The organism is Plectonema cf. radiosum LEGE 06105 (genome assembly GCF_015207665.1).
Taxonomy (GTDB): domain Bacteria; phylum Cyanobacteriota; class Cyanobacteriia; order Cyanobacteriales; family Nostocaceae; genus Rivularia; species Rivularia radiosa_A.
In genome coordinates, this window is record NZ_JADEWL010000040.1 from 14,238 (window position 1) to 38,137 (window position 23,900).

25 protein-coding genes and 1 tRNA gene are annotated in these 23,900 nt (G+C 39.1%); 15 read left to right on the forward strand and 11 right to left on the reverse strand.

Annotated elements, in window-relative coordinates:
• The 9 genes from IQ247_RS13830 to IQ247_RS13870 all read left to right on the forward strand — a co-directional run bounded on the left by IQ247_RS13830 (position 1) and on the right by IQ247_RS13870 (position 5,898).
• Positions 1–2,091: a collagen-like protein gene (locus tag IQ247_RS13830; RefSeq protein WP_228059733.1), complete on the forward strand. Its 2,091-nt coding sequence runs from the start codon at positions 1–3 to the stop codon at positions 2,089–2,091.
• A 1-nt stretch (position 2,092) separates the two neighbouring features.
• Positions 2,093–2,725 carry a hypothetical protein gene (locus IQ247_RS13835; protein ID WP_193920868.1) on the forward strand — a complete coding sequence of 211 codons (633 nt, stop codon included), beginning with the start codon at positions 2,093–2,095 and terminating at the stop codon, positions 2,723–2,725.
• 153 nt (positions 2,726–2,878) lie between these two features.
• The gene (locus IQ247_RS13840) at positions 2,879–3,124 is read left to right on the forward strand and encodes a hypothetical protein (protein WP_193920869.1); all 246 of its coding nucleotides are present in this window, start codon (positions 2,879–2,881) and stop codon (positions 3,122–3,124) included.
• A gap of 12 nt (positions 3,125–3,136) precedes the next feature.
• Positions 3,137–3,505, forward strand: a complete 369-nt coding sequence (locus tag IQ247_RS13845; RefSeq protein ID WP_193920870.1) for a hypothetical protein — start codon at positions 3,137–3,139, stop codon at positions 3,503–3,505.
• Positions 3,506–3,985: a hypothetical protein gene (locus IQ247_RS13850; RefSeq protein WP_193920871.1), complete on the forward strand. Its 480-nt coding sequence runs from the start codon at positions 3,506–3,508 to the stop codon at positions 3,983–3,985.
• 2 nt (positions 3,986–3,987) lie between these two features.
• The gene (locus tag IQ247_RS13855; protein ID WP_193920872.1) at positions 3,988–4,695 is read left to right on the forward strand and encodes a hypothetical protein; all 708 of its coding nucleotides are present in this window, start codon (positions 3,988–3,990) and stop codon (positions 4,693–4,695) included.
• A 30-nt stretch (positions 4,696–4,725) separates the two neighbouring features.
• The gene (locus IQ247_RS13860) at positions 4,726–5,001 is read left to right on the forward strand and encodes a hypothetical protein (RefSeq protein WP_193920873.1); all 276 of its coding nucleotides are present in this window, start codon (positions 4,726–4,728) and stop codon (positions 4,999–5,001) included.
• 4 nt (positions 5,002–5,005) lie between these two features.
• Positions 5,006–5,173 carry a hypothetical protein gene (locus tag IQ247_RS13865; protein ID WP_193920874.1) on the forward strand — a complete coding sequence of 56 codons (168 nt, stop codon included), beginning with the start codon at positions 5,006–5,008 and terminating at the stop codon, positions 5,171–5,173.
• A gap of 221 nt (positions 5,174–5,394) precedes the next feature.
• A complete protein-coding gene (locus tag IQ247_RS13870; protein ID WP_193920875.1) occupies positions 5,395–5,898 on the forward strand; it encodes an N-acetylmuramoyl-L-alanine amidase in 504 nt (167 codons plus the stop codon).
• A gap of 483 nt (positions 5,899–6,381) precedes the next feature.
• Here IQ247_RS13870 and IQ247_RS13875 read toward each other — a convergent pair whose 3' ends face one another.
• From IQ247_RS13875 to IQ247_RS13900, 6 genes are all read right to left on the reverse strand, one after another.
• The gene (locus IQ247_RS13875) at positions 6,382–7,914 is read right to left on the reverse strand and encodes a hypothetical protein (protein ID WP_193920876.1); all 1,533 of its coding nucleotides are present in this window, start codon (positions 7,912–7,914) and stop codon (positions 6,382–6,384) included.
• 58 nt (positions 7,915–7,972) lie between these two features.
• Positions 7,973–8,671 carry a hypothetical protein gene (locus IQ247_RS13880; protein ID WP_193920877.1) on the reverse strand — a complete coding sequence of 233 codons (699 nt, stop codon included), beginning with the start codon at positions 8,669–8,671 and terminating at the stop codon, positions 7,973–7,975.
• On the reverse strand, positions 8,664–9,179 hold the full coding sequence (locus IQ247_RS13885; RefSeq protein ID WP_193920878.1) for a hypothetical protein: 516 nt from the start codon (positions 9,177–9,179) through the stop codon (positions 8,664–8,666). The genes IQ247_RS13880 and IQ247_RS13885 overlap by 8 nt, the downstream gene beginning before the upstream one ends.
• Before the next feature lie 50 nt (positions 9,180–9,229).
• A complete protein-coding gene (locus IQ247_RS13890; protein ID WP_193920879.1) occupies positions 9,230–9,505 on the reverse strand; it encodes a hypothetical protein in 276 nt (91 codons plus the stop codon).
• Positions 9,505–9,780, reverse strand: a complete 276-nt coding sequence (locus tag IQ247_RS13895) for a hypothetical protein (RefSeq protein ID WP_193920880.1) — start codon at positions 9,778–9,780, stop codon at positions 9,505–9,507. The genes IQ247_RS13890 and IQ247_RS13895 overlap by 1 nt, the downstream gene beginning before the upstream one ends.
• A 252-nt stretch (positions 9,781–10,032) precedes the next feature.
• The gene (locus IQ247_RS13900) at positions 10,033–10,287 is read right to left on the reverse strand and encodes a helix-turn-helix domain-containing protein (protein WP_193920881.1); all 255 of its coding nucleotides are present in this window, start codon (positions 10,285–10,287) and stop codon (positions 10,033–10,035) included.
• Between the two features lie 194 nt (positions 10,288–10,481).
• Here IQ247_RS13900 and IQ247_RS13905 point away from each other — a divergent pair, with 194 nt between their 5' ends.
• The 6 genes from IQ247_RS13905 (at position 10,482) to IQ247_RS13930 (ending at position 16,096) form a co-directional block, all read left to right on the forward strand.
• Complete coding sequence (locus IQ247_RS13905; protein ID WP_193920882.1) at positions 10,482–10,841, forward strand: hypothetical protein; 360 nt, start codon at positions 10,482–10,484, stop codon at positions 10,839–10,841.
• Between the two features lie 367 nt (positions 10,842–11,208).
• Complete coding sequence (locus IQ247_RS13910) at positions 11,209–11,445, forward strand: hypothetical protein (RefSeq protein WP_193920884.1); 237 nt, start codon at positions 11,209–11,211, stop codon at positions 11,443–11,445.
• Between the two features lie 56 nt (positions 11,446–11,501).
• Positions 11,502–14,234 (forward strand): virulence-associated E family protein, encoded by a 2,733-nt coding sequence (locus tag IQ247_RS13915; RefSeq protein WP_193920886.1) that lies wholly within the window; start codon positions 11,502–11,504, stop codon positions 14,232–14,234.
• A 104-nt stretch (positions 14,235–14,338) separates the two neighbouring features.
• The gene (locus IQ247_RS13920) at positions 14,339–14,629 is read left to right on the forward strand and encodes a hypothetical protein (protein ID WP_193920888.1); all 291 of its coding nucleotides are present in this window, start codon (positions 14,339–14,341) and stop codon (positions 14,627–14,629) included.
• Positions 14,630–14,715: 86 nt separating this feature from the next.
• Positions 14,716–14,961, forward strand: coding sequence for a hypothetical protein (locus tag IQ247_RS13925; protein WP_193920891.1), 246 nt, complete (start codon positions 14,716–14,718; stop codon positions 14,959–14,961).
• Complete coding sequence (locus IQ247_RS13930; protein WP_193920893.1) at positions 14,948–16,096, forward strand: site-specific integrase; 1,149 nt, start codon at positions 14,948–14,950, stop codon at positions 16,094–16,096. The genes IQ247_RS13925 and IQ247_RS13930 overlap by 14 nt, the downstream gene beginning before the upstream one ends.
• Positions 16,097–16,171: 75 nt before the next feature.
• Here IQ247_RS13930 and IQ247_RS13935 read toward each other — a convergent pair.
• The 5 genes from IQ247_RS13935 to IQ247_RS13955 all read right to left on the reverse strand — a co-directional run bounded on the left by IQ247_RS13935 (position 16,172) and on the right by IQ247_RS13955 (position 23,406).
• Positions 16,172–16,244, reverse strand: a tRNA-Phe gene (locus tag IQ247_RS13935).
• Positions 16,245–16,883: 639 nt separating this feature from the next.
• Positions 16,884–18,608 carry an Rqc2 family fibronectin-binding protein gene (locus IQ247_RS13940; RefSeq protein WP_193920895.1) on the reverse strand — a complete coding sequence of 575 codons (1,725 nt, stop codon included), beginning with the start codon at positions 18,606–18,608 and terminating at the stop codon, positions 16,884–16,886.
• A gap of 296 nt (positions 18,609–18,904) precedes the next feature.
• Positions 18,905–19,645: a choice-of-anchor W domain-containing protein gene (locus tag IQ247_RS13945; RefSeq protein ID WP_193920897.1), complete on the reverse strand. Its 741-nt coding sequence runs from the start codon at positions 19,643–19,645 to the stop codon at positions 18,905–18,907.
• A 582-nt stretch (positions 19,646–20,227) separates the two neighbouring features.
• The gene (locus IQ247_RS13950) at positions 20,228–21,496 is read right to left on the reverse strand and encodes a glycosyltransferase family 4 protein (protein WP_193920899.1); all 1,269 of its coding nucleotides are present in this window, start codon (positions 21,494–21,496) and stop codon (positions 20,228–20,230) included.
• 1,400 nt (positions 21,497–22,896) lie between these two features.
• Positions 22,897–23,406 (reverse strand): RNA recognition motif domain-containing protein, encoded by a 510-nt coding sequence (locus IQ247_RS13955; RefSeq protein ID WP_193920901.1) that lies wholly within the window; start codon positions 23,404–23,406, stop codon positions 22,897–22,899.
• Positions 23,407–23,900: the final 494 nt, after the last annotated feature.

Consider the following 23,900-nt stretch of genomic DNA (forward strand, 5'->3'; position numbering starts at 1 on the left):
ATGGCTATTCCTCCCATTCCCTCTTATACGCAAATGCCCAACAACTTTAGCGAGTTGTTGAACATTCAAAAAAACTTTTATCGCTCTTTTAGCAATGGCTTAACTAATGTAACTAAGGTGAGTAACTTGAACCGAGTTAGAAGCCTTGCAACCGAAAAAAAAGTAATAGCGAAACAAAAAGCGATTGAAGCCGCAAAAAAAGCAGCGAATGACGCTAAAAACGTTACAGATAACCTAAAAAAAGGAGAGTTCAAAAAAGTCAACGGCAACATGGCTAATGCAATTAGTATTGGCTTAAGTCTTGCTTCCGTTGGTTTGTCTCTTCTGACAATTAATCAAATAGGTACGCTACAGGAAGTCGAATTTAAAAAAGATAGGTTCATACAAAAAGATGTTGGAGACGCTTTTCAGAGAGGCATAGAGAATGTTTTTAAAATCAGAAGATTAAGGGCTGATTTTGATAATTTTGTCAAACAGTTCAAAGATCAAAAGGATAAATTATTTGCCGAAGCTGGGGCATCTCAAGCATCAGCGACCAAAGCAAGAGAGCTAGCTGAAGCTGCGAAAAAACAATCAAATGATGCACTATACGAAACTCGCGCCGGCAGACAAAAACTTGCCGGAGAAATAAACGGGCTTTTTAATAGCGTAACTTCACTTACGAACAACGTGGCTTCTCAAAATTCCGAGCTTATAAAGAGAACAGAAGAAGCCAGAAAATTGGGGAATGACGCTTTGTACGAGGTACGTCAAAGTAGAGGAATTCTTGATAGAGCTTACGAACTTGCAAGAAATGCCGCTACAACTAAAGCTAAGCCTGGTCCTGCGGGCGCTCCAGGTAAAGACGGATTGCCAGGAAGGGATGGTAAACCGGGTCTTGCGGGCGCTCCAGGTAAAGACGGATTGCCAGGAAGGGATGGTAAACCGGGTCTTGCGGGCGCTCCAGGTAAAGACGGATTGCCAGGAAGGGATGGTAAACCGGGTCTTGCGGGCGCTCCAGGTAAAGACGGACTACCCGGAAGGGATGGTAAGGACGGTAAGGACGCAAAAGATATGAATCAAGATCAATACAACGCAATAATTGCCAAAATAACTGCAATTCCCCCATTAATTGCACGAGTACCATCACAGACGGTACAGCAAATGCCCAAGCCTTTGACGGGGCAACAGATAGAAGCAGCTGCAAACGCTGGAGTATGTCGCAGTACTGCACCGGGGGGATGTATGAGCAATGCACTGGGGAGTGCTGCGAATACAATTAACCAAAATACAAACAACTGGGGCAAGAATTTGCTCGATAAATTTAACGCGGGTGCTAATGCTGCACAACTCGCGTTACTTCAAAAGATTGACTTAAAGATGGGCGCTCAAGTTACAGGTGGCTTATCCGCTGCTGTAGGTAAAAATTTAGAACGAATTAATAAATTTGCCGAATGGCTAAAAATTGACCGCGTTATGAATATCCTCGTCTGGGTTAACACGACTCACAACGCGATGATGTTAAGTACTAACTTAGGAAGTACTTTATTCTCAACTATTGATAATGTAGCGAATATATTTTTTAAAGATATTGATGGGGTTGATATCGATACAGGTAAAGCTGTAAGTACCTTCTTTGATAACATGGCTAAAAAATTATTTGGTGTTAAACAATGGGAAAACACAAAAGCTACTTTTAACAAATACAACCGAATTTATCAATCAATGCAAAATGCTTTAAACAACATTACCAGTATGTTTAATAGCGTGTACGGCGCTTTTGACGTAATAGGTGATAGAGTTAGCCGGATTGGTAATGCTTTAAGATGGTTTGGAGTTTTATCGGAAAAAGCTTTTGGATGGATGAATGAAGATAATAATTTTAGCAATCCTATTATTACTAGGATAACTAATATAACAGAAGCCGCTGATGCTATTGAGCAAGTTAGTAGTGAAGTTCTTGAAGTTAGTGATAACGCTAAGGAGCTAATTAAAAATACTCAAGAAATTAAAAAAGGAATAAAAGAACTTAGTGAATCGGAAACTAAAAAAGAAGACAAAGAACGCTCTAGCTTAAAGCTTCCTACCGTCAATGATACTGATGTAGCGTAACATGAGTAAATATGATTTTTCGCGTCTTCAAAGAGTAATTAGTAAGTACCACAACATACAGGTTAATCGAGAAATTGCGAAGAAAGAACTAAAACCTTCAAAAAAAAATATCTACAAAGAATTACTTATTAAGCAAACGGATACCGCGCAATTAATATTACTTAAATTCTTGTTCTTTTGGGTAAGTAATGGGAATTTAGAAAAATTAACAAAAAGTGATGCTATTGCCACTATCCCTAATTCTTGGGTAATTAAGCCCGGTGATGATATTCCTCAACTTGCAATAATTTTTAGAGTAAAAAACAAAAAAGGTGGAGGGAATTATCCCGTTTATATTCCTCATTACAATGGCACTAGAAGTCCTGCTATAGCTGAATACAAAAAAGGTCTTTATGGATGTACTTTGGTTTTAAAAGATAATTCAAAAATTACTATTCACGCTAGTTCCTATGAAGTGGCAGAAAGATATATAAAAAATAATTTATTAAAATATGTCGAACGAAAATATCATACCAATAATTTTCAAGCGACTAAACGTAAAGTAAAAGCTGAAGACATGGAACCAACAAGAGCCGATTTTTATCCAAACGGAAAAGAAGGGGGCGCTCAACCCTTGTGGAGGCACTATTTTTGATTTTTTTACAAATCAATGACCAAGTACGCGAATATATATATTCGCGTATAAAATCAGGCAATCTCTAAGTATATTCTCTCAAGACTTGATAATCTTCAATGCAATAATTTATATACATAACTGTTTATAGTCTTACCAAAGAAGGGTTTAAGTATGCCTGCACCGTTATCAGCTGGCTCTGACATTCAAGCAACTAACGTTGCTGCTGGTTTATTGCAAATTGCAATGTTATTGCAGCAAGCGGAGCTAACTGTTCCCGAAGAAACCAGACCAAATAACGTAACAGTATCTTTTGATGCGGAGACCAACGTTGCTTCAGTAACAGCAACCTTACCTGTTACTTTTACTTTGGACGCAAATGGGAAACCCGTAGTAACAGCAACTGATTACATTCCCTAATAATTAAAAAGAATGGCAGAAAAACTAGGACCAAGAGTAACTGTAGCTGTAGGAAAGGATAGCAAAGGTATAGCTATTTATTCTTATATGCTCAAAAAGCACGCTGATTATTTTAAGTTCCCAGGCGTGCAAAATACGATTGTCACCAGAAAAGGGAAGGGAGGAAGAACCGCTCCTGTTCGTGGTGCAATAGGACAAGGGCATATCAAAGTTCCGACACAATTGAAGGGTAAAAAAGGTGTAACTAAATACTATCAAATGCCTATGCCCGCAGGCATGACGATATCAAAAATAGGAGCCTTTCTAAAAACTGCCTCAAAAAACAAGCCGGAGTCTTTTGTTACTCAAGATGGAGTTAGCTACCCAGTTGCTGGAAAATAGATGACAAGGCTTAAACTTAGTCCTAGGAATTGGGCATCGATCAAAACATCAACGCTCAAAGCTCGAAAATTTCCAGGCAATAGTAATAAGTTTCAGCCAATTAATCCTGTAGCTTTTAGGCTTAATACTCCAGTATGTGTAGCTTTGATTGAAAACCGGACAGCTAACTACAATTGGTGGTTAGCTGGATGGTGCCAAGCTTATTTTTACAGCGGGGCTTTTGTTAATAGGCAATTAACTTCAGTTGGAGAATGGAAGATTGGTTTATCCCGTCCGGTGTTATTGGATTTCCGTAAATATCAAGCTGAAACTTATGCACTTGAATTTACTTTTGCTAAGTGGCATAGAGACATTAAATTGCAGGTCTGGAAATACACTGGAGACTTAACAGATGCTGTTGATGTTGACTTACAAAAAGTTATTGCAGACTTAGCAAGACTTGAAAAGAAAGTTGATGATATTTCTGAATACGGGCGTTAAAAATGCCTTGGGAAAAGCTAGGAATTTTTTATATAACAAACAATTGGACTTTAACTAAACCAGTTGAAGCTGAGCTTTTTAGAATCAAACATTTTAAGATACTTCAATCAAATAAATACTATTTAAAAGGAGCAATAGCACAAGCCTTTAAAGATAGCTTTGGTATTACGACTTTTGATAACAAAAGGTTTGGGTATCGCGACGATTCAGAAATATTTCAGTTCTATTTTCCTGTTGGTTTAGGCGAGCATAGCTTGGCTTTTAAGCGTTTGGATGAATCAAGGGTAACTTGGCGTATTGAAGTAGAATTTTTCTACAGCGAGAACGCACAGGACGATTATCTCAACTATATACAATCTCGTTTTGGCAATATAAATTTAGAAGGAATAATTATGGCTTTATACCCACGTTTATACAGCGGTTCATTAGTCCCTATCTCTGGGGAAGTAAAACTTTTAAAAGATAAGCCAGTAAAGCTTTTAAGCGCAAATATTGGAAGACAGAAGTTAGTTGTAAGGACTACTGGACAAGCGGTAATACTGGCAACTGCTTTTAACGAAACTCTTCAGCCTGTTGTTACTTTAGAAAAAATTCCGGCTAACTACAACAGTGAATTACCTCAAAGCAATGTAGGTATTTATCAAGGAGAAGTTTGGGCTATAGCTTCAGAAGAAACCAATATTAGCTTTACTGAGTTTTCTGCTAAATAGTTGTTTAAAATCAACTGTTAATAATTTGAAATGAACAACATAAAAGACTTGATTGCAGTTGGTAGCCTGGTACTGACTTTAGCTAGTACTCTAGCTGCAATCGCTTTTTGGTATGCAAATACCGAAAAACGTAGGTATGGATTAGAAAGAGACTTTAGCCATTTAAAGCGTAATTACGACCAGATACAACATTCCCTGAATACAATTCTTTCAGAAATAGACCATAGGTTTGATGTCACGGAAAGAGACATCTTAGAGATAAAATCAACCCTTAATATCAAAGCCAAGTTTAAAAAAGAGGACTAATAATATGTTCCCAGAACTTCAGAAGTTAAGTGTTAGAAGTTTGGTTGTTTTGTCTTTGGTTTTGGGCGGAGTCGGGTTAGCTGTAATTGATAAGAACTTCCGTCCGAAATTTGGTGAGATAGTTTCTTTTGGCTTGGGCGGATACTTTGGGCAACTCAACCCGCGACAGTAAGCACCCATTGGAGTAAGCAGAACAAGACCGCGAGCCAAACAATACTGGAAAGCATCACTCCTCCCCACGGATAACCAAAAATGTCGTCATACATATCTATTAAGGTGATCATCCTTTGAAATAAATATTCGAGTAATTGCCTTAACCAGTTTTCATAATCTTCGAGTTTTTTAATCAGTTTTCTCATTTAACAAATTAATTCAACAACAAAAGGATAACCTATGAAATTTGCAATTGACCTCGGTCATAACGTCTCATGTGACGGTGGTGCTGTTGGCATCAGAACTGAAAATTCTTTAATTATGGCTGTTGGAGAGAATGTCATTTACCGACTGCGAAAATCCGGGCATGATGTTGTGGAATGTAAACCAAGTCATGCAACTTCTGTCGGTGATTCTCTTAGACGAAGAGTTGCAGCAGCGAACGCTTCTAGAGCAGATGTCTTTTGCAGTATACACTTCAACGCTTTTAACCGAAAAGCTTACGGTACCGAAGTCTTTGCAGTCAGTGCTACTGGGAAAGCAATCGCCAAGCGCGTCGTTACTCAAATTGCTGCTCTTGGGCATTACAACCGGGGTGTAAAGGATGGTGGTAGGCTGTATGTAGTGAAAAATACATCAATGCCTGCGATTTTAGTCGAATGCTGTTTTTGCGATAGCGCGAAAGATATGCAGCTATTTAACGCCGATAAGATGGCTGCTGCAATTGTCGCTGGACTTGTTTAGCATATTTAAGACAAATTATTACAATAGCCACTAAGTAAATCAACGGCTATTATGAGTATCAACACCATTTGCTTCTCGCGATTTCCTTTAAAGGTGATCGCGTTTTAGTTTAAGTTTTTACTTGGGCAATCAATACATTTTGGATAGGTAGGCATACTGTTAGTGCAGCTACCTTGATCGTGAAAAGGACAAAGCGCTGTTGCTAATTCAAGATAATCTGGGTCATCTTCATCGTATGCCCAAACTTCACCACACTCTGAGCAACTATAAAATCCAAAATCTGGGCAGAAGTCCAATAACACATTACACTTGTCACATAGCTCTAACTTTTGATTTTCTAGCATGGGGGCTATCTCCAATTAATGTTAATTACTCAAAGTCGTAACGTCGTAACGTAACAAGAGAATTGTGTTCCAATTGGTTGTAACAGCACGGTGTTACAGGGGTTACAGCGTCTTGTTACAGTTACAGTTACAAACTCTGTTACAGAAGCCGTATTCCTAAATCATCCTCAGATATCTCTATTTTTGCGATTTCCAATAATTCTGTATAAGTGTCGTTTAACTCTCGTTCGTCATTTAATAAACCTAGCCTACTAAGCATCATAGTAAAAGAATTATCACGCTTGTTCTCTCCCGAAGTTTTGTAATAAAACCAGTCACGGCTATTTCTTTTTACTAACCAGGTTAGAATTTTTTCAGCTTTTTCTGACAACTCAACGCCCAAATTATCAGGTTGAATAGCTGTATATTGTTTCACGTTATCCGTGGTTTTATCTCCAATAAACTGGTTACTATCCCGGTCAAAATCCGAATAATTCTGAAGTTTAGTCATTGCGTACCATTGAGTAGTTCCACCGAAGTAAATAGCTCTATTTACTTCTGACTGATTAATTAACTCGGTTATTTTTTCAATATCAAAACTCTTGAATATTCGCGCTTGCTTCCAATCGGCTATCACACCTAAATTACTTTGATGTACTAACGCGATTTTTGTTAGTTGAGACAGCGCTGTAAGGTCGGTTCCATTGCCACCAGCGTAAGGAGATTGGGCGCAGAACCAAATATTTTTCCCCGTACTATCTCCACTTGAAGTAATACCCACAACACGGTCATTGAGTAAATTCGAGACCTTGGCGGTTTTCAGTTTTGCCCCAATAATTGTCCCTTCATCAACAACTAGTAGCGCTCCAAGATGCTCAGCGACAAATGAATCGTAATCATTCAGCGCGGCTTCAATAAACTCAGCGACAGCGGAAGCGCTCGCTGCATCACAATCTAGTTTCCACTCGACTGCTACCACATCTTTAAAGTAACCGTATTCTTTGGGGTCATCTTTCCCGTTGATCAAAAATACTTTTTTATCCCGTCGGTGACGCTGCAACGAACGCAATAGGTTGGACAATAACATTCCTTTCCCGCTACGACCCAAGCCAATAATAAAAAGATTGGGGATTCGATCACGAATAATCTGCTCAATATCAAAATCTCGATCACGTTCCTCCCATTTTTCGATTTGAGTAGTTTGGGGAATAGGTTTAGATGCGTCAATAATTCCGGCGGGAGTTTTCTCGCGCTCCTCAGATTGAGTCAAAACTGCTTGTTCTTTCTGTGGTGCAAGTCGCTTGTTACAAGTCCTTAGCCAGTTTTCAGCAAATGGGGATAACTCAACTCCCGCGCTTTGGGCGAAAACTAATTCCTCAATTACTGGTTTTTCGCCAAACTGTTTAACGTAAGTCCTAAATTGATCTTCGTCTAGTACGAATGCATTGCATCCACAGTCGCGAACTAATCGTAACCTTTTACCAATATTTTTCGATGCATCCCAAGCCGATTTTAGACACCATGCGGCGATTACACCCCCCAATATTTCCACACCAAAAGCTACACCAGCACCACCAAATAGTACTCCAGCAATAATCTTTGCACTCATACCCGTATTCGATGCTTTGGATTCTGCAATTAATTCCCATGTTGAAATATCCCGGAAGTCGCCTTCCGGATCAAAGTTTGTCATGATTGTTGTGTAGTTAAAAGTCTCTAGAAGCGGGTTGAGTCACACCCAACCCGTCTTTTTAGTCGTTTAAATCGCGAATAATTTGCACAATTATCCTGCGTAACTTTAAGAGGAATTGAACCGCGCCAACGGTTGTTACAGCTCGCAGAATATTTCCCCAATCGATTTGTGAAAACTGCTGATATTGAATTACCTCAAGCAACTTCCAAACATCACCACCACCTTGAACGGGAGGGAATACCGTCAAGCAAGCGAAAAAGTCTATGACGTAAACGCATACTCCTAAGACAATTAGGAACCGCAAGACTTCAGTACTGAGACTATTGCGTATTTTTTTAGCAAGTTTGACTTCCCACGAATCGCGTTCTGAGTCTGTATAAGGACTCTTACCTGCTTTTTGAATGTTCTTATCTAGGAATCGTTCGTGACTTAGTAATTCCATAGGGATTATTTCCAATATTTGGATAAACGCCCAAAGCAAGAAACCAAGCCCAAAATTCACGAACCTTAGAAGAAAACCAAAGATTGCACCTATTACCCAGATACCTAAAATAAATTCGGTAATCTCCGAATAACTAACGCCCGACAAATAGCGTGAGGCTATGATTTCATAAGGTTTGACGTTGGTTAAGATGATTGAGAGGATAATTCCTGTGATTACCCAAATCAGGATATTTAATGCCAACGGTGCTTTTTGTTTCGCCTCACGATAAAAATTTTGACCGCGAGGCGCTGCGTCTCTATATTTCTCAGTCATTGCTAATCACTGGTTGGGTGTACTGCGAGCCGCGAAACCGCGATAAACGCGATTGGATTAAATCGCGATCGCCCGTAAATGCCAAATAAGCGATCGAACCATCGCGAGCAATAACACCTGTATTCCCGTGGGCATCACAAATAATGGTGCCTGTGGGGAGATGTTCGCCACTGATTTTATCCTTGGGTTTATCCCCTTCCTTGATTCCGGTAAAATAGTGGGTGCCATTTTGGTACTGATTACCAACGACGGGAAGACATGACTCGTATCTTTTATTCGCTACCGATGCTTGGCGTTGTTCGTAACTGAGTTGACGCTCTAACTTTTCTGCTACGTCTTCCCGTTGTTTGATTTCAGAACGTATCAGATCAATTCTGGCTTGGTGTTTTTGCAGCGAGGGAATGCTCAACGCTAGAGCTGCTGCAATTAATCCACCAAACATAAGATTTGTGGGTTTGATTCCGACCTCAAGCAATAAATTGCGAAGTCGCCTATATTGTGATTCCATATAAATTGCTGTAGGTGCAACCGCTTTCGTGAGCTTAGCGGTTGCGTTTTTCAGAAAGTGTCGATGATTCCGGCAATACGGCGTATTACGGGGTCATCTTCTACATGATTTGGCTTTTCTGGATGATTAATGGTTGGAATGTTGAACTGTTCAAGCCGTTTTGGCGGTTCAAATGCGGCAACTTGCCACGAATGCCTCAAGTGGGTACCGTAGCGAGTCAACATTAAGCCAAAAAGACTAGCAAGGTTGCAGCATCCCGTAACTTTGCACAAATCATCAGCCAAAGCTTGGACTTCGGGAGATAAAGTTATTCGGGATTGACCCACTACATACTCCTGATTTGAGCGATTAAGGCTTCCAGCAAACCCTCTTGATCGTGAGACTTGAGCGAGCCGGATACGTGTATTGCCAAAACATATATTTCATCCCGAATTATTCCAGGTGCAAGCTCTCCAAGGTCTTTAGCGATATTGGAGACAAGAAATAGTTTTTCTTTTAATGAAATTTCCTCTAAGCGCTGTCCGTACTTGTCCACCATTCCGTCAAGTAATCCACTTTCTCCGCGATCAAGATTGGTATAGTACCTGATTGGTTTGTTCATTGGTAAAATGTGAGTAGATAGATTAACTAATTGAAGTTGAAGGACTGTTGACAGTCCTATTTTTTTTAGCCTTACCCCACGACGCGACGATTTACGGGTTATAACTGGATGGCTATGATTACAAATTCATCTGGGTTTTGGGGAGTTGCGAGTACTCCCCCATTTTTTAGGTACTAACCTCAGAAGGACGGGCTACCGCTTACACTGCGAAATAGCCGTTACTCGGTCACTTGTGGGTGTTCGCTATAAGCATTAATCTATTTCGTTCTCAACGAGCGGAGTACTCATAACTTCCGGCAACTCATCAAATTTCTTCCCAATTAATAAGCAAAGTTCTGACCATTCGCGTCGGGTTAGCGAGGGCTCATCTCCTTTCTCCCAACGTCTAATAGTCGAAACCGCTTTCTTAAGACGGTAAGCCACTTGCTCCTGAGTTAAACCAGCGTCTTCGCGTAGTTGCTTCAAAGCGGAAGGTTTCTCCTGTTGCGTTATGTCTCTTTTAGTCATAATATCATATAAGCGCTCATAATCAAGCGCTCTTTTAAAAGCGCTCTTTATTGAGTGGCTTCACTAAGTGAACAATAAGCGGGCATGAGTCACCACTCCCGCTTTCTTAATATCTCAATTTGAGCGCTCATTATGAAGGGTAGAAATACAGTGATGCGACAAAATCCGTAATTAAACCGAAAAAAGTATAAAGAATGACAATATTACCGAGACAACAGCAAGCCAAAAAATACGAAAACCCCCCGATTACAGTAACCGGGAGGCTCTCAGACATTAGAGATAATCTACCTAATTACTCTAATGAACAATTTAATTTTAGTCGTATCGCTGATGGGAATGGCACTAGCGGCTTGGATGCTGTTTCTCGCATTCCAAGAGGCTTACGGGATACCAACATTCTTGCTTTGGGACTTATCGAATATTCGCATAAAAATTCCGTGGAGCTATCACAGGAAGATAAAACCATATCGGGTCAAGCGCTCCAAACCTTCCAAACGTTCAGCTTATCGGAATTCCAGGGAATACCGCAAATTGTTGGAGCTTGTACGTTATGACCAAGCAACAGCAGATCGACTTGTTGCATATGCCAGAAACTGCAATCCCGGTAAACCGGATAAGTGGGTACTTGAAAAAGCGCTTTGGGACTTGGAGCGGGATAGGCGCTAAATTCCTTTTACACCTACATTTGTGGATGTGGTCAGCAGTTCACCACAAAGACTTTAAATACTTTGAGATATCCTTCACCAAAATAATTCGCACAACTATAAACTATTCCCCTTATAGTGGCGAATTATTTTTGGTGGAAATACGCTTGTCTAAGCCATACCTTTATTGCTTCATTCCCGGAACAGCGGAAGGTGATTTTTGTAGGACCCACAAATTACCACTAGAAATTTTTGACGACCAAATCCCCTTTTAATAATGACGAACAACCACGCCTACAACAAAAAACTAGCAGAAGCATCGTATTTGACAGGTACAGAACTAGTCAAGCTTGTTGACTACATAGAAGAAAAATTCAATACCAATCGCATACGAGCAACGCTAGTGGTGGGGGTACTAGTTCAGTCAATGCAACATCAACTTGAAACTAGCAACAAGTACAAAAAAGATATTCGGGAGTTAATTGATGACTTGGAAATCGATGTTACTACATAAAAAAATTGAGCGCCAGGTGACACTCAAACGTAATTTAAATAACGTTTTTTATTAATATGATTATAACACAAGATAGAACAGAAAATGTAGTTTGTAAGCCAGAATACATTGCTACAAATCACTGGCAAGAATGGGTAAATTCAGGGGTCAAGCCATCAATAATAGCGGCTAATATTTATACTGAGTTAGACGCAAGGCAGCTTGATGAAGTCCTTAATCGCAACAATAGAAGAAAGTGGAAACACTCCGATAAATTAGTTCCAGCTTGGGTAGTAAGAGGTGTTGACCCAACAACTGGAGAGCTTCAGCTACTTGGTGTACAAGCAAAACCAGATAATCCAGATATTAAAAATGGCAGTATTCAAAAATATCTTGGAGCTTGTGATTATGGGGCGTATCCACTTTTTCTCAAAGTTGATGATTACAATTACTGGGTAAAAATAATACAAGACCTAAAGATTCCCGTAATTATTACAGAAGGTGCTAAAAAAGCTGCGTGTTTATTGTCAAGCGGATATGCAGCTATTAGTATTCCCGGTGTTTCAACTTGCAGGAAGAAAGGGCGATTAAACAAATTAATTTCTCAATTCTGTGGGTTTGGACGGTTATTTTACCTCTGCTTCGATAACGACGTGGTAACAAAACGTCCGGTACAACTAGCACTTGAGAACCTAGCTCGCGACCTATCGGCAACTGGTAGCAAGGTAATGGTCATTTCGTTGCCGGAAGGGGACGCTAAAGGAGTTGATGATTACATTGTTGAAAATTCCGTAGAAGCATTTGATCGACTTGTAACCCAAGCTCAAACAATCGAAGAATGGAAGGAAGATAACGATTTAAGTTGGAGTGCCAAGCAAGAAGCAATCAAAAACCGCAAAAAATCAAAATTAGCTCGAGCTGTCGAAACAATCCAACAAGCTTGGGGTAGCTTTCTTCGGTGGAATGAACTTACTCAATCTCCCGAATTGGTAGATGAACCACTGGGAGCCGATGAGCTACGGGTTAAGATTGCCTTGGAACTGGATATGGATGTTAATAAGGACGATTCCGTTACAGCCATCCGCACCTTAGCCAAACAACGCTCATACCATCCCATAAGAGAATACCTACAAGACGTAGCCGAGAGCTACAAGGACGTAGATACAAGCATTATTGACAATTTATCAACCGAACTATTCGGGAATGATTCAGAAATTTGCAACATATATATGAAGCGATTTCTGATCGGGTCGGTAGCGCGGATGATGCGACCCGGTACCAAAATGGATAACGCGCTGATTCTCCACGGTGCTGAAGGAATCAAAAAATCAACTTTTTGGAATGTGCTGTTTGGAGATGATTGGTTCAGCGACTCGATCGACGACAGTAACGCCAAGGATGAGAAAATGCTCATCCATGAATATTGGTGCTTGGAATGGTCGGAATTCGCGACCGTCTATAAACATAAAGACATTGAGGCACTCAAAAAATTTCTTGCTCAAAAAAATGACTCATTCCGCAAGCCCTACGAGCGGAGTATCTCTAAACATAAACGCGGTTGCGTTTTCGTCGGGACAACTAACAACCCAGAAATTCTGCAAGATCCATCGGGTCGGAACCGAAGATTTTGGATTATCAACGTCAATCAAGAGATCGACGTTGCCAAACTAGAAACAATTCGCGACCAACTTTGGGCGGCCGCTTACTACTGTTGGCAGCGAGGCGACATTCACTATATCGCCGAGCGTTCGCGGGAAGCTTACCTGCAAGACAAGGAGAACGAGCAATATAAAGCAGTCCATCCGTGGCAAGAAACGATCGAATCATTCTTGTCAGGTAAGAGTGAAACTTACATGGGAGAAATTTATGATTGTCTCCAACTCGAACCAAGCAGAAGAGAAACGAGGCATCAAAGAACAATCGTAGATTGCTTAAAAATTCTCGGATGGGAAGCAACCAAAGAACGAGGGTACGGAAAAGATGGAAGCCGACCCCATTTATGGAAGAAAGTAAATCAAAAAAATAACAGCAATTTTTATGAGGCAGTGGATCGAAATGCTCCAAACGACGATATATCAAGAGAATCTTTCGATCCACTAACTGATCCATTAACTGATCCACTAAAAAACAGTAATACTCCAAACAACGATATATCAAGAGAATCTTTCGATCCACTAACTGATCCACGTACTGATCCAGTAAAAAAGGAAACTTGCGATTCTGGGGTAAATCAACTGACAGTTTTTGATCCACCGACTGATCCAGTAGATCCAGTGGATCGAGTAATGGATCGAGCAGTGGATCGAAAGTTTTCGGGCGTGGGTAAGGGATTCGGGCGTTTCGATCCACTAGATGAAAAAAATGATCAAAATAAAAAAGAAAAAATTCAACTGCATCCCAGCTTTGATAAAAACCAAACCAACTCGCTAAAAATTGCAGGGATAACTGGGACGTGGGATGTGAATTACCGGGTCGGAACAAGTCACATACATTTAAAATATGTTTCACCCGATAAACGCGAGGGTCGTCAAAGCGAGTTCATAGAAAAATCTCACAAGCTAACTTACAAGCAATTCCGAGAAAAAGTAGAAGCGGCGATTTGGGAGCTAGAAAAAGGACTGTGTTGCGATCGCAATTTCCGGGTAAAAGTTTGGTCGCGGGACATCAACGAGTTAGAGCCGAAGTGGGTTGATAACTGTACGTTAATTTCTACGCCCAATCCGCCAAGCAGCACGATGTTTACGTTCGCATCTCCTAGCGGTCGGGCGATTCCCAAAGCGGGGCTAGAAGAATTTGAATTGATGGAATGATGGAAAAGAAATTTATTCTCTGCCCGGTGTGCTTGGAACCTAGGTTTGGTCTCCCGGAGACAGTAACGCATTATCAATGTTCGATTTGTGGCGAGTCCTATCCGGTGATTCACAAGCTTTCAATAGAAACAATCCAAGATTTTATTGAAGCTGCCAATGATAAAAACCTATATCTTGCTTTAAGGGATAACTTAGGTAGGCGTTATTTAAAACCCACAACTAAGCAGTATTTGAACGAGATATTAGAGAAATCATTGGATCTAGTACTGCATAAAGAAGTTAGGGGAGAATATACCCTTATTTGCTATTGGACTAACGATGATTGCAACTTTGATCCAGTGACATTTTTGATTGAAAAAGAAGGAATAGAAAAAATTGCAGTTAAAGCTATATGAAAATCGATCTTAGTCCGTACCGGGGGGTTATCTCCCCATCGTCGTCCCGACCGGGATTGCTCAGGGTTTTACTAACCAGATCCGAGATGATACGTCTTATTGAAATCACGGGAGAGCAGCAAGATGAATTATCTCGTTGCATCTTTTACACGGTAGCCAGAAATTTAGCTCTTGAGATTATGGCGGACATAGAAGCAGTGACCGTGTCTAACCGACCCGAAGAAAAAATAGTAATTTACAGAGGATTACTTAATTCTCTTGAAATGATTCTCGAATGGGAAAGCGAGTTAGGAGAAGATATTAAGCAATTAACTAGAGATGAATATTGCTGAACAATTAGCAGAAATAAACAACCGTCTCAAAGATGCACTAATGGGGGTAAGGGTCGAGGTAATGGGAAACAATCTCTACCTCCGAGCGACACTCCCCCCCAAGCCCAACTCGGATAAAAGTAAACCATCCCAACAGCGAATAGCGCTTGGCATCCGTGCCAACAAAAAAGGCATCAAGCGAGCGGAAGCGGAAGCATATAAACTCGCGGGATTACTGGCTTGTAAGGATTTTAAATGGGAGATTTATCTACAAGATTCTCCCGATTCCCCTCCCGTGCGGTACGTCGCCGACCTAATAACGGACTATGAAAACTTCTATTTTGAAACCCGCCAACACAACCACAAAACCCAAACTACATGGACTGTGGAATACTTGCGGGTATTCAAGCGGCTACCTCAAGACCAACTACTAACCAAAGAAGCGATTTTACAAGTGGTTCGCAACACTGAACCGGACACCAGAGCGAGAAAGCGCGTATGTATGGCACTGCAAGCGCTCGCCAAATTCGCGGGAATTGACATCAATCTGCGAGCCTACAAAGGCAAATATTCCCCCAAAAAAGCCACACCCAGAGATTTACCCGACGACCTTTTGATTGCCAAAACCTACTACGAGATAAAGGACGAGGCTTGGCAGTGGGTGTTTGGGATGTTGGCAACCTACGGACTCCGCAATCACGAGGTATTCCGTCTTGACCTTGGGGCGATCGCGAAAGGCGATTACATCGTCAACGTTGGTGAGAACTCCAAAACTGGTTCCCGTCGGGTGTGGCCGTGCTACCCGGAATGGTTCCAAGAATTTGACTTACAAAACGTCAAGTTACCAAACTGTAACGTTGACCGTCCCAATGCCGATATCGGTCATGTTGTAACTGTGTGGTTTAGGCGACATATTTCCTTTCAAGCCTACGACCTACGGCATTGTTGGGCAGTGCGTACTTTGGAGTTTGGCTTGGACATATCCCTAGCAGCCCAACAAATGGGACATTCCAACCAAGTGCATAGCGAGTTGTACCACCATTGGATATCGGAACGACATCATCAGCGGGCATTTGAACTAATGATGATGAGAAGTGAACGACCAACACCACCTGTTGTTTTGGGACATAAACCAGTAAAATTTTTTCTTGACTAAACTTTGACTAAAGAAAAAGATTACTTGGGGGTAAAGTGGTGTATTCAAAAGTAGGGTTTTGTGGGTTGTAAGGTATGCCAGGAACGAGACTTGAACTCGTGACACGAGGATTTTCAGTCCTCTGCTCTACCAACTGAGCTATCCCGGCAATGTTTTTGACCCACGATTAAGAACTATAGCAAACTTATATTATTTTGGCAAGAACTTTACCAAAAATAGCTTTATTAAAGCTTAATCAACAATCCTACCCAAGCATCAAGCTAAAAAACCGTAAATTCTCCGATAGTAAAAATATCAAGTTTCTAGATTTTTTTGTACCAAAATTACATATATATATGTGACTAAAATTATTTTTAAATCAGACTGCGATCGCGACACAAAATCAAATTAAGAATTTTCATCAACAGAACTTGATAGCTTAAGTGGGTTCAGTGTCTCAGCAATCGGATGTACAGACTACTGATTACAAAAAAGACCAGCTTCCCAAAGCTGGTCTAGGTGTTTTTATTTGTGTTGTCTTCTCAATAAAATTTAAACCCAAGTTTTCGCTTTCCCAAAACCTCTTGAGTAATCTTTCTTCACAATATTGTAACAGGTAGTACAGAATTTTTTGGAAAATTTACTAAAAAAAGATGTTTCTATAGATTTTCTGCCTCTATCTTTAAGAATAAATCAATATACCTAAGGGATCACAGGCAAGACAATAACCAAAGGAACAAAAGAATTTACAACTTTTAAATCAAGATTTTAATCCAAAATCTAAAATCTAAAATCTAAAATCTGAAATCTAAAATTCTTTAACAGATTGTGGTTTTCCCCAAAGTATGGTTTCTTGTTTGTAAATAGCGATTCCTGGTTTAGCTCCTTTGGGTTTATAAACGTGTTTGGTAGGAGTGTAAATCACTGGTACTTGTTCGCTCTGACGAGCGCGACTATAGTGTGCTGCAAGATTAGCGGTAAACTGTAAATCATTATCTTCGGGTATTGCACCAGGTTCTAACCTAAGTAATACATGACTTCCGGGAATTTCTTGAGCATGAAACCATAAGTCATAATCTCCAGCAACACGGAAAGTTAATTGGTCATTTTGACGGTTGTTACGTCCAATCAATACTTCAAAACCGCTTGGTGTTTTGTGACGATAAAAGTTTGTCGTTGCTTCATTAAAACTACGTCTACGATATTCCGAATCTTCTACATATTTTTGTGTAATCAATTCCTCGCGGATTTCTTCCAAAGCTTGTAAATCTTCATCCGTTTGGTAGTTATCAATTTGAGAAATTGCTGCATCAACTTGTTCTAAATATTCGATTTCGGCATTCACTTCTGCAAGTAAAGGTTCTACTGCAATACGAGCGCGTTTCAGCTTTTGATGTTGTTTATAAAGGTTTTGAGCGTTTTGTACTGCGTTTTTATCTGGTTGTAATTGAATTTTTACTGGTTCATTCGTCTCGAAGTCAGCTAAAGTAATTTCTTGCATCCCCGGTTTCCACTCTTGGAGATAAGCCATCAATAAATCGGCTTTGGTACGATATTCATCTGCTTTTTCTGACTGCTGCAAGCGTTTTTTAAAGATTTGAGCTTTGGAACGTAACTTTTCTAAAATATTGCTCAGCTTCTGAACGAGTTGGTGTCGTAATTGAGAAAATATCTGTTGATTAAGCCAATCGGTATAGTAGCGGTTGAGTAATTCTTGAATATTTTGCGCTTTTTCCACTGTACCCCAGCCAAGTACGGTGTAACCTGTAGAAGTCCAACCCGGTTGAAACTGATCGAATTGCAAAGCTTTCAGCCATTCTTGCCATTGCTTAAATAATAATTGCCATTCTTCTGATGTCAGGTTATCGGTTGTACTTTCCGTACTCAGGTTTGCTGCTAAAAGCATCGATTCTACCAAAGCCGGAGCAACACCACGGTAAATTTTAGGCAACTGACGCTTGATTGCTCCGGGTATTAAGCTGACTCTTTCTTGCCAATTTTCTAGGGATTCATCCAAACTGGGAATTGCAGTAGTGAGTTTGGGTGGTTTTTGATAAACATCTCCGGTTAATATAGGACGAACGCTGGATTTTTGTTCGCTGACTTGACGACCAGCGGTAACAATTATATTTTTAGTATCCGTAAGAATTACGTTGCTGTATTTGCCCATTATTTCTACATACAAGTGATATAGGGCTTGCTCTCCAGGACGACGGGCAAATTGTAAATCCACAGCCCGTTCCCAAGGAGCGATTGTCTCAATTGTCACCAGAGCCAAGCCACCCAATTGATGAACTAATTGTTGAGAGAATGTAAATGTATCTGGCGATCGCGGTGGTGGAGAACCTATATGAATACGAGCAGCTTGGGGATGCCAGGAAATTTCCAGCCAACCCCGTTTTTTGAGAGTGCGGAGCGCAATTGCAATCGTATAGCGATCGCGCTGATAAACTTGCTCTAAGCGTGATGGCAGCCAGTTAGCACGAATATCGCTGCAAACTGCGCTCAAAGTAGTAAAGTCAAATGTTTGCACAGCGATTGTTTTTGATTAAAGCGTTATTTCGGTAAGTATAGCTCGATTGAAACAACAGATGCACCCATCAAAGATGTGGATATCTTTAAACCGTGCATTTGTTCAACTGCTTAAGTTTTTTAAGTTATATTTTGGATTATTCTCGACAATACCAAAAAAACCGGATTTTTAAAGGAAAAATCAAGGTTTTGAGACCCTGAAATTTGCAATAAACCCGGTTTTTAGGCAATAAAAAGGTTGCTTATTCAGTTTTTTATGTAATTGAATTAAACACAAACAAAAGTAAATATCAAGCTTTAATCTTCATTTTTTTTCTTGTTTTTACTCAAACCTAAACCAGCCATTCCAGTTACGAATATTGCGCCGATGGTAACGGGTTCAGGTACCTTAGCTTTAGGAGAATTACCTACTTTAATTTGAAATGCATTCAGAGAGTTTTTAGGTGCTATTCCCTGCCAAACCATTGATGCTTTACCTGTAATTATAAATGGGGAAGATATATCTTTGATTTGGAGATAATCAATATCTCTGCTGTCATTTAAGCTAGAAGATAAACTACCAATTGCACCACCATTAAACATCAGGTTTGTTAGAGAAGTTGCAGTATTTTTCCCAGCACTGGTACGAAAGAAAATACTATTGATCGGACTACTAAAATTGCTGGTACTAAGTGTTTCACCACCAAGAATATAGTTAACCATATTTCCGTCGTATTCTAAGCTAAACTCATATTCTTTACCATTCTCCCAGTTAAACTGTTCTTCTGTGACAGCTCTAGCACCTTTGACTACATCATCATTAATACTTAATTCATAAGTTGCAGCACCTCCTCTATCACCAATTCTTCCTTCTGCAACAAATAATTCTGAAAATGTTCCATCTGCGATTTGCTGATTAAAATCTATATCGGTAAAACCAGTTTTATCAACTAAAGTAAAAGCTTGAGCAGATTCCGGCACAATAAATAATCCAAGAGCAGTTAAACCTAAAGCACAAAGAGAATTTTGTAATTGATTTGTTTGATTAAATCTCAACATTTTATTCCTTTTTAATCTTGTTTTGATAATTTTTAAAATGAATTATTCGCGGTCATAATCTTATCTGAAACCACGATTGCAACTTAATTAAAAAGCCTTTACAGACATTCAAATTAATCTAACTTATTTACTTGTATTTCCGGATTTATATATTTTCCTTGTGTCAAAGTAGATAAGATTAATTTGAACTTGGCTGTAGAAAATTTCAGTTGCTGATGTATCTAGTTAAAACTCTATTAAGTGTAATGTCCAGAAGAAAATCTTAATTTTACTAAAACTTTGATTTCGGATTAAGTATTTTCCCTGATTGCGAATAAATACTGAAATTCAGTTGTAAATGAATACTTGTATGTAATGATAAATTTAAAAATTATCAGTTTTATATCAATATAAATACGTAAGAAATTATTTATTTAATATTAAGAATATTTTGATTGCTAAGTATAAATATCTTTTATTTACGGGTGTAGTTGTCCAAGAGTGCTTAGGGAATTATTCGGTGCAATGATCGATTTATCATTCTCAGATTAATTGCGATAGGCTTCGCCTATCGCAATCAAAAATAATAATGGGCTATGACTATTAACTGCTTGCTAAGGCTGGCTGCTCTACAGATTGCTGTAATAAATTTGTATAGAGTTCGCTTAATTGCATTGCAACTCCATCCCAACTAAATTTAGTCTCAACACGCTTTCTTGCAGCTTCACCTAATTGTTCACTCCAATTCGCATCCAATAAAATTCGGTCAATCGCATTCGCAAAAGCCTGAAAATCTTGGGGTGGTGCTAACAAACCTGTTTCTTCATTGACAACAGTAAACTGAAGTCCACCAACATCACTTGCAATTACTGGTGTAAAGCTTGCCATTGCTTCAATCGCTACTAAACCAAAAGGTTCATAATGACTCGGAACAACACAAACGTCAGCTGCTGCATAGTAAGATGGTAAATCTTCTTGACTGATACGACCCGGAAATTCAGTCATATGACTCATTCCCAATTCTGCGACAATTTTCTTGATCCGCTTGCATTCATCACCATCACTTTGCCCGGGACGACTACCACCACAAATCATTAATTTTAAGTCTTCCGAGCCAAATAACTTAGATTCTCGCACTGCGCGGACTAAGGTTTCAATACCTTTACGTGGATCAAAACGTCCTACATACATTACAAGTTTGGTTTGAGGATTAATTCCTAACTCGGTTCTCGCTGCTTTTCGGTCAACACGACCAAAGCGTTCAATATCTGTACCGCAAGGAATTACATCAATATTCCCTTTCGCTGAAACAAGGGTACGCATATGTTCTTGTTCTTGCGGCGAAGTTGCAACAATTCTTTGTGCTGTTTCTAATATCTGTTTTTCTACTCCTAAGCGGGTACTGGCAATTAAAGGAATCGTTTTTACGGTATTGTACTTAACTGCTCCCAAGGAGTGATATGTATGTACAAGTTGACTTCCTTGTTTTTGCTTTAACTGCATACCAACCCAACTAGAAAGCCAGTAATTGGTATGAATTAAATTATATATAATTCCGTTCTCTTCTTGAAACTTCAGAAAATTGTCTACAAATTCTGGTAAATGCCCAAAAAGATTGTCTCGTGGCACAAAATCAACATTACCAGCTTTCAAACGAATTGTTCGACAATTAGGAGAATGCCAAACAATATTTTCCTGCTCTACATTAACTTTACGGGTAAACATATCAACTTGCCATCCCAGTTCAGCTAATGCTTCCCCTACATGACGAACGTAAACGTTTTGCCCTCCAGCTTCTTCCTTACCTATTTCAATCGCTGGATCGCCGTGGACGGAAATTAAGGCGATGCGTTGTTCTGTTGCAAGGTTCATAATTTGTTGGTTAAGAAATGTGATTGGTCTACAGGTAGCTGCGTTGATTCGCTTCAACCCGTAAGACCAAAATCTTTGTAAATGTTTATGTAAGTTTTATTTTAATTTAATATGTGACATATTTTTACATCTTTGCTATCACTTTTACCTTTGTTAGTTCAGTAATAATATTGATGGTTTTTATGTAGTAAATATTATAAAATCATTATTTATTACCTAAAATATACCGAAATTATCAGCAAAATTATCGCTATAATTTATCATCATAAGTATTATTTTTAACTCTAACTTTAGTCGTCTGGTGTTTTAAAATAAAAAAATAATGAATTAAATAACACGCTTTTTCAGTGTATTAACACTTAAAAAAAAAGTGAATTAAAAACTAAATTAATGTTTTATTTTCAGAGTATAGAAATACAAAAGCAATTATTTCAAAAAAATAAATATGTATTTTAATATACATAGTATGTAATTAGAAAGTAAGTTGTACCTTACGCTACTTTTTTGCTAAAAATTCCCATAGTGGGATTTAAGTAACATAATTGTATTAATAGGAACTTATCCATGAATCTAAAAATATGCATAGTATAGGATTTTCTAATAGTTCTTCAACGGAGTAGTTTCCAGATTTATCTTTGGGGCGAATCCAAAACCTAAAATACCTAAAATAATAGCGTCCCCTCAATTGCGATCGATCTGTTTTTTGTGTGTTGATTGATTTTTTAGACTTTTATCGATTAATTGTTTGGCGTTAGCCATATTCAGCTATGAATTAGCTACTACTGCAAAAACATTTATACCCGTCTTAAAACTTTAAATTCTTGTCCGCAGCGAGGAATTTTAGTGCAGCATCTCGCCTTAACCCTCCAGATGCGGGCGATCGCAATATATATTTAATCTTGCCTAATTACTTGTATTTTTTACTTATAAATACGAAGTATTTTTTGCTTATAAATACGAAAACCTTGCCCTGGAGGATGTATTGCTAGGTCTCAAACAATGCCACACCATCACTTTATCTAAATGATTGAGTAATGCCAATTGTCATAACTCAACCGCATTGCATTATAGATTAAATTTCTTTGGGTGTGAAACAATATATATATTTTTTTTATTAATCACAATTTTAAATCAGAATTTGAATCGCACTCTAAAACTATATAACGATATAAAGATTACTAATAAAACTAAAGATTTTATATGTAAAGTCGATAATATAAGCTCTTGTTAGCCATTTACAACGAATATTTCTGAACATTCCTGTATATGGTACAAGAGCTACGAATACACTGCAAAAACTTACCAAAAATTGGCATAGACTTAACAAGGTGAACTACCTACACTCCCCGTCAGGGGTGAGTGTAGGCTTCCCAATTCACAGGGAATAGCCTTTAAATCACTTAGTTGGTAGTCTGAGCGGCAAGCATTTGTTTTAGCTTTTCTAACTCCGCAGCCCAACGAGGATCTGGATTGACTCCACCATCGGAAGAAGAAACACCTGCACTACTGGTATCTCTAGAGCCACCACCGCCGCGACGAGATTTTTTAGCTTTTTTACTACTACCACCAGTTCCAGGATTGCTAGAGCCACTAGTAACAGGAGTTGGAGTAGGTGCCTTGGAAATTTGTGGCTGTTCTTCGCCTTCCTCACTACTCTTGCTGCGAGGTAACGCTTTCTCCAACTTAATCGGAGAATCTTTGAACATTAGACCGTTATATTTTTCAATAATTTGGTCAGCTTGCTCGTCGTTATTCACAGTCATAAAACCGAAGCCGCGACACTTGCCAGTCTTGCGGTCTTTGATTAATTTAGTAGTAATACTGCTGCCTTCTTCAGCAAAAACTTCTTGCAATTCTGATTTGTCGATTTCTTCTTTAGGCAAGTTGCCTATATATAAACGGATGGACATGAAATAACCTCCAATGTATTTAGATGAAGATGAGCGGGTTTAAAAAAACTTGGTTTTAAAGATGACAGACATATGTCATTAAATAACACTCTCGCAGACTATCTTTTTACTGCAAACTGTCAATCTTTACAATACAATTTTTCCCAAGCTAATTTTTTAAGCTAAAAGCTCACGCTCAAAAGCGCAAACACTTTAATCCCAAAAATTATAAATTCTGCATTCTACTTCTGGCAAAACAAAACTTTTTCAATGCTCTTTTATTATGAAGATTTAAACACCATTTCCTACAATATCACGGTATTCTAAACGCAGCTAGTTCAGCACACACAAATTAGTCCAGTATTTAATGCATAGTAGCATACAATACATTTTTTCGTGAAGCAAACCCCTTTTAAGAAACAAAAACCAGCCAGCGGCTGGTTTATTTCCTGCTGTGTTGGAACGACAAAAGGGGGAAAATAATAGCGCAAGCAGCCTTTTACATCAATTCAGCT